The organism is Pseudomonas sp. SWRI81 (assembly GCF_014268545.1).
Taxonomy (GTDB): domain Bacteria; phylum Pseudomonadota; class Gammaproteobacteria; order Pseudomonadales; family Pseudomonadaceae; genus Aquipseudomonas; species Aquipseudomonas hamedanensis.
Genome location: NZ_JABWQS010000077.1, coordinates 1 through 10,916, shown reverse-complemented (window position 1 = coordinate 10,916; position 10,916 = coordinate 1). Strand labels below are relative to the sequence as shown.

The 10,916-nt window shown below is 61.1% G+C and carries 9 protein-coding genes; 3 read left to right on the top strand and 6 right to left on the bottom strand.

Translation table 11 applies throughout. The features are described 5' to 3' along the window. Positions 1–95: 95 nt before the first annotated feature. Both HU765_RS26300 and HU765_RS26295 read right to left on the bottom strand, forming a co-directional pair. Complete coding sequence (locus tag HU765_RS26300; RefSeq protein WP_186624008.1) at positions 96–665, bottom strand: lipocalin family protein; 570 nt, start codon at positions 663–665, stop codon at positions 96–98. 30 nt (positions 666–695) lie between these two features. Next, a complete protein-coding gene (locus tag HU765_RS26295; RefSeq protein ID WP_186552118.1) occupies positions 696–950 on the bottom strand; it encodes a hypothetical protein in 255 nt (84 codons plus the stop codon). A 281-nt stretch (positions 951–1,231) separates the two neighbouring features. Here HU765_RS26295 and HU765_RS26290 point away from each other — a divergent pair, with 281 nt between their 5' ends. The 3 genes from HU765_RS26290 (at position 1,232) to HU765_RS26280 (ending at position 3,873) form a co-directional block, all read left to right on the top strand. After that, positions 1,232–3,124 carry a methyl-accepting chemotaxis protein gene (locus HU765_RS26290; protein ID WP_202883680.1) on the top strand — a complete coding sequence of 631 codons (1,893 nt, stop codon included), beginning with the start codon at positions 1,232–1,234 and terminating at the stop codon, positions 3,122–3,124. A gap of 147 nt (positions 3,125–3,271) precedes the next feature. Then, a complete protein-coding gene (locus HU765_RS26285) occupies positions 3,272–3,544 on the top strand; it encodes a type II toxin-antitoxin system Phd/YefM family antitoxin (RefSeq protein WP_186624005.1) in 273 nt (90 codons plus the stop codon). Then, positions 3,541–3,873, top strand: a complete 333-nt coding sequence (locus HU765_RS26280) for a type II toxin-antitoxin system RelE/ParE family toxin (protein ID WP_186624003.1) — start codon at positions 3,541–3,543, stop codon at positions 3,871–3,873. Before HU765_RS26285 ends, HU765_RS26280 begins: the two co-directional genes overlap by 4 nt. A gap of 1 nt (position 3,874) precedes the next feature. On the opposite strand, the gene HU765_RS26275 is transcribed toward HU765_RS26280, so the two are convergent. The 4 genes from HU765_RS26275 to HU765_RS26260 form a co-directional block, all read right to left on the bottom strand. Beyond that, a complete protein-coding gene (locus tag HU765_RS26275; RefSeq protein WP_186624000.1) occupies positions 3,875–4,477 on the bottom strand; it encodes a DUF924 family protein in 603 nt (200 codons plus the stop codon). A 3-nt stretch (positions 4,478–4,480) separates the two neighbouring features. Next, on the bottom strand, positions 4,481–5,491 hold the full coding sequence (locus HU765_RS26270; protein WP_039756611.1) for a class 1 fructose-bisphosphatase: 1,011 nt from the start codon (positions 5,489–5,491) through the stop codon (positions 4,481–4,483). A gap of 329 nt (positions 5,492–5,820) precedes the next feature. Further along, positions 5,821–7,185, bottom strand: coding sequence for a DUF3999 domain-containing protein (locus HU765_RS26265; protein ID WP_186623998.1), 1,365 nt, complete (start codon positions 7,183–7,185; stop codon positions 5,821–5,823). Continuing rightward, entirely contained in the window at positions 7,182–10,775 is a 3,594-nt protein-coding gene (locus tag HU765_RS26260) for a DUF2339 domain-containing protein (RefSeq protein WP_186623995.1), read from the bottom strand. The genes HU765_RS26265 and HU765_RS26260 overlap by 4 nt, the downstream gene beginning before the upstream one ends. Between the last annotated feature and the right edge of the window lie 141 nt (positions 10,776–10,916).

The following is a 10,916-nucleotide window of genomic DNA, read 5'->3' as shown; positions in this document are numbered from 1 at the left end:
TTGCTCGCGAAAGCGGTGGGTCAGTCGCCAAATCCGTTGACTGACACGCCCTCTTCGCGAGCAAGCCCGCTCCCACATTTGATGTGTATCGCGGCTTAATGGGACGTTTTGGCCATCTGCCGATCCGACGCCCGCCAGATCAGTCGCGTGGTGTCGTAGCCCTGCTGACGTGCCTTGCTCAGCAACTCTTCACGGATTACGCCATTGACGGTCGGTGTGCGTGACAACAGCCACATGTACTTGCGGCTCGGGTCGCCGACAATCGCAGTCTTGTAATCGTCGCTGACGTACAGCACCCAGTATTCGCCCTTCGCCACACCGGGAATCAGGCGCGAAAACCAGTTATCGAATTCGACCCAAAGCTTGTCGGTCTTGCCCGGGACTTGTGGATAAGCCGTGCCTTTGGCCTCTTCCCACTGCCAGTCCGGCGTCAGGCAGCGATTGAGTACACCGATGTTGCCGTCAGGCTTGAGCGTGTAATGCGCTTCGGATTGTGCGCAATGGCGCTGGAAATACATGGGCAGACGCGCCAGCTCGTACCAGGTCCCTTGGTAACGTTTCAGATTGACGCTGTCGACGGTCTTCGGCGCCAACGGGTCCACGCCGGAAGTGGCGCAGCCGGCCAGTACCAGGCCGGCAAAAAGGATCAGCAATAACCGCTTCATTTTTCTTCTCCGTGGGCGCGAAGCCCCGGTTTACTTCAGGCCTTGGCCGGAAAACATCAACACTTTGTCACCAGCATACTGCACGCTGATAAAGCTTTTCTGGTCGCCCCAGGTGCAGCTGGACATACCGAGCGCGCCCGAGCAATCAGTCGGTTTGCCGAGGAGGGTCTCCACGTCTGACTTGGCCATGCCGGCCGAGAGCTTCGAGTAGTTTTCCTGATTGACCTTGCTGCATGCGGCCAACAGCACGCAAAACGACAGCAGGGCGAGAGATCGCAGCGACATGGTGTAACTCCTGGAACGAGGGGGGATGGCATGGTGCCAACCAGAAGCTTAGAAGAGAAAACCCTCATCTGGTTCCGTGGGCGGACGGCTATTTATTTGCCCGCCCGTCTGGCTTTTTTCGGCAAATCAAAAACTTCGTGACGCTGTCGAGCATTTCGTCGACTTTCGTCGTAGCCGCCTAATCTTTGGCGCGGCGCGGTCGAAATAAGAGCAGCGCACAGCCGCCGGATATGGCAAATTGCCGCGCTTTCTTGACCAGTCCCTTCGCGGTAGTTCACTCAATGACCAGAAACATGAAATTCAGCCACAAGATTCTGCTGGCTGCCGCCCTTGTGGTGGCCGTTGCGTTCGCCTGTTTCATTTTGTTCAACGACTATCGTCAACGCGAAGCCTTGGGCAGCAGCACCGATTCGACGATGCAGGAACTGGGCAGCCTGACGTCCAGCAACATCCAGACCTGGCTGGACAGCCGCATTCAGTTGCTGCAATCGTTGTCCCAGCAAGTGGCAGTGGACGGCAACGCGCCCGCCAGCCTGAAACGCATCATTGACCTGCCCGCCTACACCGGCAATTTCCAGCTCAGCTATTTTGGCGGCGCGGACGGCGTAATGTTCTCGGTGCCGGCCGGTAACCGTGCGCCGGACTACGATCCGCGCGCCCGCGGCTGGTACAAGGCAGCCAACAGCGCACAACAGACCATCGTCACCGAACCCTACATTGCCGCCTCCTCGGGAAAACTGGTGATTACGGTCGCCACGCCGGTGCAGCGCCAGGGTCAGATGCTCGGCGTCGCCGGTGCCGACATCGACCTGAGCAGCGTCAGCGCGATCATCAACTCGCTGAATTTCGACGGCCACGGCCATGCGTTCATTGTCAGCGCCGACGGCAAAATCCTGATCCACCCGGACAGCAAATTGGTGCTCAAGACGCTCGCCGAGGCCTATCCGAACGGTGCGCCGCAAGTCAGCCCGGGCCTCAAGGAAGTCGAATTCGACGGCAAGATTCAACTGGTTTCCTTCACCCGCATCAACGGCGTGCCGTCGGCCGACTGGTACGTGGCACTGGCGCTGGATAAAGACACCGCGTTCTCGATGCTCAGCGAGTTCCGCACGTCGGCACTGATCGCCATGGCCATCGCCGTGCTGATCATCATCGCCCTGCTCAGCCTGTTGATTCGGGTCCTGATGCAACCGCTGCTGACCATGGGCCGTGCCATGCAAGACATCGCTGAAGGTGAAGGCGACCTGACCAAGCGTCTGGTGATTCACGGCAACGATGAATTCGGCGCGCTGGGCACGTCGTTCAACCGCTTCGTCGAGCGCATCCACACCTCGATCCGCGAAGTGTCCTCGGCCACCGGTCAGGTCAACGAAGTCGCCCTGCGCGTCGTCGCTGCTTCGAACTCGTCAATGTACAACTCCGACCAGCAAGCCAGCCGCACCAACAGCGTCGCCGCGGCGATCAATCAGCTCGGCGCCGCAGCCCAGGAAATCGCTCAGAACGCGGCACTCGCCTCGCAGCATTCCAGCGACGCGCGCAGCCTGGCGGTTGACGGTCAGCAGGTGGTGGATAAAACCATCCAGGCCATGCAACAACTGTCGGCGAAGATCAGCGATTCCTGCGGCAACATCGAAACCCTCAACAGCAACACGGTGAACATCGGCCAGATTCTCGAAGTGATCACCAGCATTTCCCAACAGACCAACCTGCTGGCGCTCAACGCCGCGATCGAAGCTGCGCGCGCGGGTGAAGCCGGGCGCGGTTTTGCCGTGGTTGCCGATGAAGTGCGCAATCTGGCGCACCGCACCCAGGATTCGGCGCAGCAAGTGCAGAAGATGATTGAGGAATTGCAGGTCGGCGCCCGTCAGGCCGTAACCATCATGACCGAGAGCCAGCGCGAGAGCGAAAGCAGCGTCGGCATCGCCAACCAGGCGGGTGAGCGTCTGGGCAGCGTGACCCAGCGCATCGGCGAAATCGACGGCATGAACCAGTCGGTGGCCACCGCGACCGAAGAGCAGACCGCAGTGGTCGAGTCGATCAACGTCGATATCAACGAGATCAATACCCTCAATCAGGAAGGTGTGGAGAACTTGCAGGCAACGTTGCGCGCATGTTCGGACCTGGAACAACAGGCGGCGCGTCTGAAGCAGTTGGTGGGCAGCTTCAGGATCTAGGTTGCTGGCACTGGCCTCTTCGCGGGCTTGCTCGCGAAGGCGGCCTCAATGGGCACACCTCAACATCGAATACACTGATCAGCTCGCACTGACGCCGGACTGAATTAAGACTAAACTCAGTCCGACTCCACTTGGCGGGCTAATTCCATGAAGCTTTCAGCACAAATCAAACCTATCAGTTATCTGAAAAGTCATACGGCGGAGATTGTCAAAACGATCACAGAAAGCCGCGAGCCACTGGTGATCACACAAAACGGCGAAGCCAAGCTCGTGGTCATGGACGTTAAAAGCTTTGAAGAACAGGAAGACACGATGGCCTTGCTGAAATTACTGGCAATGGGCAATCGGGAAATCGAGGAAGGCAAATTCGATGACGCCGAGAGGGTATTCTCGGAACTGGACAAGGCCGATCTGCAATGAAGTTAAGGGTCGTCATTCTCCAGTCAGCCCAAACCGATCTCAAAGAACTGCGCACCTATCTCATCAGACAATTTTCAAATGCAATCTGGCAAATCACCTGCGCCGACCTCAAGACTGCCATTAACGGCTTGGCTGACTCGCCTTTTTCCGGATCAATTCCGGAAGAAATCGAAAAGCTCAACCTCGGCCAGTACCGGCAAATAGTTTCGGGAATGAATCGGGTGATTTATGAGGTGCGGGAAAAAAATGTCTACATCCACATCGTTGTCGACACTCGAAAAAGCTTACCTGCACTCCTGATGAAGCGATTGTTACAAGGCAATCCTTGAGTTAGAAACGCGAGCCAGGCTGCGAAAGAAACTCCAACTCCTCCACCGTAGACTCCCGCCCCAATACCGCATTGCGATGCGGAAACCTTCCAAACCGGGCAATCACCTTCTGATGCCGCTCGGCGTAATCCAGATTGTCAGCGAACACCGCTCGCTCTTCTTCCGGCTGTTCAGCCACCAGCGCCATGAACCTGGAAACCGCTTCGTTCTGCACCGCAAGGTTTTCGCAGTGCTCGAACACCAGGTAAATGAACACGCGCTGAATCGGCTTCAGTTGCCGATCGAAATCCGCCGCGATGCCCTGAGCGACAAGCTTCTGCGCAAGCAGATCACCGGAAAACGCTTTCGGTGTGTCGCGATAGATCATGCGCGGCAGTTGATCAAGCAACAGCACCAGCGCCAGCCAACCTTCGGGACGTTGCGTCCACTCGGTCAATTCGCCGGCCAGGGCCTGATCGACAAAGACCCCGAACCGCTCACGCGCTTCGAGGTCCTGGCTGTCTCGCTTGCCAAACCACAACTTGCCCTTTTCAGCCGCTACGTCATTCGGCGATTCGGCGTGTCCGAACCACCAATCGAGCAACGGCTGCCAGGGCGCGTGCATGGTTTATTCCTTGTGGTAGGCCGTGGCCCGTGCGACTTCTTCTTTCGAGCCGAGGAACACCGCGACGCGCTGGTGCAGGCCTTCCGGCTGGATGTCGAGGATGCGCTGGTGACCGTCGGTGGAGGCGCCGCCCGCTTGTTCGACGAGGAACGACATCGGGTTGGCTTCGTACATCAGGCGCAGCTTGCCCGGCTTGGACGGCTCGCGGCTGTCGCGCGGGTACATGAACAGACCGCCACGGGTCAGGATGCGGTGGACGTCAGCGACCATCGCCGCGACCCAGCGCATGTTGTAGTTCTTTTTCAGCGGGCCTTCTTCACCGGCCAGCAACTCGCCGACGTAGCGCTGCACCGGGGCTTCCCAGTGGCGCTGGTTGGACATGTTGATCGCAAATTCCTGAGTGGTTTCAGGAATGGTGATGTCTTCGTGGGTCAGCACGAAGCTGCCCATTTCGCGGTCCAGGGTGAAGCCTTTGACGCCGTCGCCCAGGGTCAGTACCAACATGGTCTGCGGGCCGTAGATCGCGTAACCGGCAGCCACTTGCTGAGTGCCTGGCTGCAGGAAAGCTTTTTCGTTCAGCGGCTCGTTCTGGCTCAGGTATTCGTTAGGGCAACGCAGTACCGAGAAGATGGTGCCGACCGGAGCGTTGATGTCGATGTTCGACGAACCGTCCAGCGGGTCGAATACCAGCAGGTAGGCGCCCTTCGGGTATTTGCCAGGGATCTGATAGGCATTGTCCATTTCTTCGGACGCCATGCCGGCCAGGTGACCGCCCCACTCGTTGGCTTCGAGCAGGATTTCGTTCGACAGCACGTCGAGTTTCTTCTGCACTTCGCCTTGTACGTTTTCGGTGCCCATGCTGCCCAGAACACCACCCAGGGCGCCTTTGGACACGGCGTGGCTGATTTCCTTGCAGGCACGCGCCACCACTTCGATCAGGAAGCGCAGATCGGCAGGAGTGTTGTTGCTGCGGGTCTGCTCAATCAAATAGCGACTCAAGGTAACGCGGGACATGGACGGCTCCGGTGGAATGGGGGGCTAAAAACCCGCGCAGTTTACAGGGAGTCTGAAAACCTAGCGAGCGAAGACGCCGGCTAACGTGCGCCTGGGTGTATTTGCCTGTATGAGACGTGATTGTCGGTGGAGAGTTCAGGTAGCGGGTTTAGCGTAGTTCGAAACGAGGCGGCGGGGGGGCGAGTGATGCGACAGTTTTGGTCTTTTGTTGGTAGGTAGATCGCTATCGCGAGCAGGCTCACTCCTACAGGGACCGTTTTCCACCTGAAGAAATGCAGGCCACTGTAGGAGTGAGCCTGCTCGCGAATGGCGCGCAGCGCAGGCCATGCTCAGGTATTGGCAGGAGGCTTGCGCAACAGGCTGAACGCCATCGCCCCGAGAAATACCACACTGAGCAGCAGCACCGCCCACAACCCGATCTTCTTCCAGTTGGTCTCGGCCACCGCAGCCGTCGTCGCCGTCGAGGTCTGTGTGAGCACGGCTTCGCTCTGCGCCGTCGCCTTGCCCAAAGTCGCCAGTTTCTCTGGTTTGAAATCCGGAATCAGCGTCGCCAGCGGCAGATTCGCCGTTTTCACGCGGGGATTACCCACCGCCAGGCTGTAAGGTCCATCGCCACGCGCGAGGAAAATCACCTGCGTCGCCCGCACCGCATATTTCAGGTTCGGCGCCTGTTCACCCAGACCGCCGCCGCGCTCATCCACGGTCAGCTTCAACTGCTGCACGGTCTGCCCGTAGAGCTGCAATTCGTTCTGCACCACGTCCTGAGCGTTCTGCGTCAGGCGATAGAGCAAACCGCTGTTCAAGGTCTGCCACGGCAGGCTGCTTTCGCGGCGGCCGGCCAGTGTCACCGGTGCCAGACTGTTCGACTGCCGGATCTCAACCTGCACCCGTTCGACGTTCAGCCCCATCGGCAATTGCCAGATGTATTCCCCGGCCCTGGTGCTGCTGCCGGCCACTTCCTGCGACCAGACCAGCGGTAGCGGGACGTTGCGCGGATCGCTGCTTTTCAATTGCGCCGAGGTGAGGGTCGGCGCCGAATTCGGTGAATCCCACAACAGGCGCAAATAGCGCGCGGACTGCCCCGGCAAGGCCACTTCGTGTTGTTCGATCCGCTCATCAGAGAAGGTCAACCGCGCCACTTGCCCCTCACCCCACGGCTGCCAGTGCTGCAAATCGTCACTGGCCTCAATGCTGAACCGCTGGAAGCCGTCGCGCTCACTGGTCCAGTCGAGGACCAACTGCTGCAGTGGCGCCTTGATTGCGCTGGCATCCAGCAGCCAGCCCCGCAACACCTCTTCGCCTGCCTCCAGTTGCGAGGATGGCTGCACTTCGACCAGCGTGCCGCTGGTCGTCGATTGCACGCGCACGTTCGGCGCGCGCTCGCTGGCGTCGGCGGCGTTGTACAGCGGGAACCACTTCACTTCGTGCAGCTTGCCGTCGTCGCGGGTCTGCGCCGATTCGCGAGCCAGGGCGTAGGCCTGCGCTTCGCCGGCGGCGTTGAACACCCGCAAGTCGCTGAGATCGGTCTGGCGCGCCTGCAACTGCACGCTCAACGGCAGGTCGAGGCGATACCACGGGCCGTTACCGCTGGTTGCCAGCGGCACCTGCGTGGCGAAGTCCGCCGGTTTTTCCTGGGCGCCGGCCAGCATCACCACGCCCAACGCCAACCAACCCAGATTCAGCATGCGACTCAAGATACAACTCCTTCGGTTTCCGGCGCGGGCTTGTCCGCCACCGGTTCAGCTTCAACACGCTTGGGCGGCAGCGGTGCGAAGTAGCCCACCACCAACAGCAACACGCCGACGCCAATAAACGAAACGATCCGGGCGAGGCCGCCACGGTTGCTCAGTTCGACAAAAACCAGTTTCGCCACCACCAGCGCAATCAGCGCCGCGCCGATCAGCCACACTTCGCGGCGATGGCGCAGATGCCCGCCGATCATCAGCCCCAGCGCCATCAGCGTCCAGACGATGGACAACCCGGCCTGCACCAGCATCGAGGCGAGCAGCTGATCCAGCTCGAAAGGGATCGCCGCCCAATGGTGCGCGGCACGGGTCACCATTGCGGTACAGAAGGCGAACAGCGAAACCCCGGCGATCAATTGCGTAGCATGATCGGCGTAATCCTGACGGATCGCCCATTGCACCACCGCACGACGCGACCAGACATACACGCCGAACAAGGCGAACAACAGACCCAGCTCCAGCGGATTGAGCAGCGGCACATAAGGCAGCGGTTCGGCATTGCCATCGCTGACGCTGTTGGCCAGCCAGAACCACGCCAGCATCAACACCGCCAGCGGCGCGGCAGCGTACAAGCGGTACTCGCGGGTAAACGTGGCGACCGGCCACGGCCCATTGCGCGGTGCGGCCATCAGCAGCAGATACACACTTGGCAGAATCGCCCAGCCCAGCCAGCGCCAGGCGTTGTATTGCTCGGACAACAGCAGCAGGCCATAACGCAACTCCAGCGCCAGCACGCCTATCAACAGCCAGCAGCCGAGTACATGCGCCGCGCTCAAGACCCGGGCCGGCAACATCGGCGCCAGCCGTCGCAGGCTGAAGAAATGCACCGCGAATACCGCCGTCCACGCCAGCCAGCCGAAGTCGGCCGCCGGGTGATAGCGCGCATGCCAGGCGCCGAGCAAGACCAGTGCCGCGGCCGGAATCAGCGCGGTGCAAAGCAGACCCAGCGCCGGCCATTTCAGGCGCAGCGACAACAGCGTCCACAACGCCACACTGAGCGCCGCGGCCAGCAGCAACCACGGGCCTTGCAGATTCGCGGGGGCAAAACGCAAGATTTCGCTGAGCCACGCCAGCGTCCACCAGCCACCCCCCCACACCAGCAACACGGCCGACAAGCGCTGCAAACTCAACGCATCGAACGCCGTGGCATGCTTGCCCAGTTGCAAGCGCCACGCACCGATCATCGCCGCCAGCCCCAGTACCAGCGGCGTCCAGAAGCCACCATGGGCTAACGGTTTCAATCCTTCGCTCGACAATGGCCCAAGCCATTGCGGACCGGCGAGCAAGAACGCCGCGCCGCCGATCACCTGTAACAGCAAACCGAAAACAAAACTGACCCGCTGCTGCAGGTACAGGCTCAGCCAGATAATCAGCACGCCACTGGCGGCCCACACCGCACTCGCGGTCTGCCACGGCAGCACGAACAGCACCGCCAGATTGATCAGCACCAACCCCGCCAGCAGCACCACCGACAGACCGCGCAGCAGTCGCACATCGCCGCGCACCATGTCATCGCGAGCCGCCAGCAACATGCCGGCGATCAACGCCAGACCGATCAACGAAGCACTGAGCAAACCGCTCCAGCCGGCGCTGAACACGGCGCTCGAATCCTCGCCTGCCCCTTGCAGGCGCAACAGGAACAGCGCCCCGCCAAGCAATTGCACGCCGAACGCGGTGAACAGGAACGTGCGCGATTGAATGCGCAGGCCGACCAACAGCGTCACCAATCCGGCCAGCGCCCAACTGATTGCCGTGCCCTGAATAAAGAAGAACAGCGGTGCCAGCAGATACAGGAAGGTCAGCCCCAGACACGCGAGCACCGGCAAGCCCTGGCGCTCCCACAGCGATGCCTGCTCTGGCGCGGCCTTGCGCAGTTGAACGAAGCTGAACAGCAATGCCATGCCGAGCATCAACGCGCCCAGCGGCGCACCGTCGAGCAGGCTGCTTTCGCCGGCACGTAATTGGCTGAGAAACGCCAGCGCCGAACCCAGTTGCAGCAACAAGGCAAAGACCCGGGCGAATGGCCGCTGTTGGCGCAAGCCGAGCCAGAAAATCCCTGCGCCTTCGACGGCCCACGCCGCCGAGGTCCAGCGCGCATCGAGCCCCAATGGAATCGCCAGACTGGCGAAGATCACCCCGAGCGCCAGACAGGTTTCCCCCAGCAACACCGCGCGTCCACCCATCAGCACTTTGGCCAGCGCCATGTAAATCATGCCCAAGGCCAACGCACTGAAGGCTGCCGCGAACTCCAGGTGCTGCACCAACGCGAACTGCAAACCGAAACCCACGATCGGCGGACCAAAGAGCATTGTGCCGTCGACATAATCGCCCTTGCGCGCCGACCAGTGCAGCAGCGCCTCGCGGTCGCTATCCGCCGGCGCGTCTGGCATGTCGAGCAACTTGCGCCGGGCAAACAGCAGCCCGATGGCCAGGTACATGAGGAAAAACAGCAGCAGAAATGGCTCGGTGCTCCACAGCAATTGCGGCGCATACGCGCGCAGTCCCCAGGCGAAACCGATGCCGAAGGTGCCAACGAAACCGATCAGATTCAGCAGGCGCCAGGCCTTGAACCAGGCGATCGCGAGAATGCCGGCGTTGAGCAGGGCGAAATAACTGAACAGCGCGACATGGTTGCCGGCGCCGGTCGAGGTCAGGATCGGCGCAGCGAAGCCGCCCAATGCTGCCGCCGCCGCAAGCCCCGGCGCATCTTGGGTAATCGCCAGAATCGCCGAGCACACCGTCACTGCCACCAGCAATCCCAGCGCTGCCGAAGGGTCGAGCAATGGATGCAAACGCATCGCTGCGAACACCGTCAGGTACAGCACCGCGATGCCGGTGCCCTGCAGCATCAACGCGTAGTTGCTGTTGCGCCGGCGCAGCCACCAGCCCAGCGCGAGCAAGCCGAGCGCCGCCGCAGCGACCCCGGCGTACCGCAACTCGATCGGCACGACCATACCTTCAGTGGCATAACGCAACAGAAAGGCCAGGCCGAAGAACAACAGCACGACGCCGACGCGCAGCACCGTGTTGCCACCGAACAACCAGTTGCGCGCGGCGTTGATGCCGCGCTCGATCAGGTTCGGGCCACGCGGTTCGGCAGGTTTTTGTGGTGGTTCAACAGGCGCCGGCTCGGCGCGCCAGACATCGGCCGGCAACGGCTGGCTGGTCTCGCGGGCAGCAGTGGTGATCGGTTCGAGTTCCGGCGGCAGTTCCCAGATCAGCTCAGAGACTGGGGCTGCGGCCTGATCGGCCACCTCGACGGATTCGGCGATTGGCTCGGCTTCAGGTGCCACGCTGGGCGGTGCCGCCGCGTGCGTGGGCGAACCCTCCAGTACAAACAGGCGCTGGGCCACGCCCTGCAACGCCTCTCGCACCTGCTCAAGTTGGCGCTGTTGCTCCGCCGCCTGGGTGCCAAGGCGTGCAATACGTAACGTCTGGCCGACGACCAGGCCCAGCAGCGCACCCAGCAGCGCGGCGGTGAACGACTCGTCGAGCAGTCCGCCGAGCACCAGCCCGATCAACATGAACATCCATTGCATGGTCGATATCCCTAAGCGGCCCCGAAGCGGGGCGAGTCCGGCGATGGCTTCAGTCTAGGCAAATTTCCATTGTGGGAGCGGGCTTGCTCGCGAAGGCGGTGTGTCAGTCTAAATCAAATTGACTGACACACCGCCTTCGCG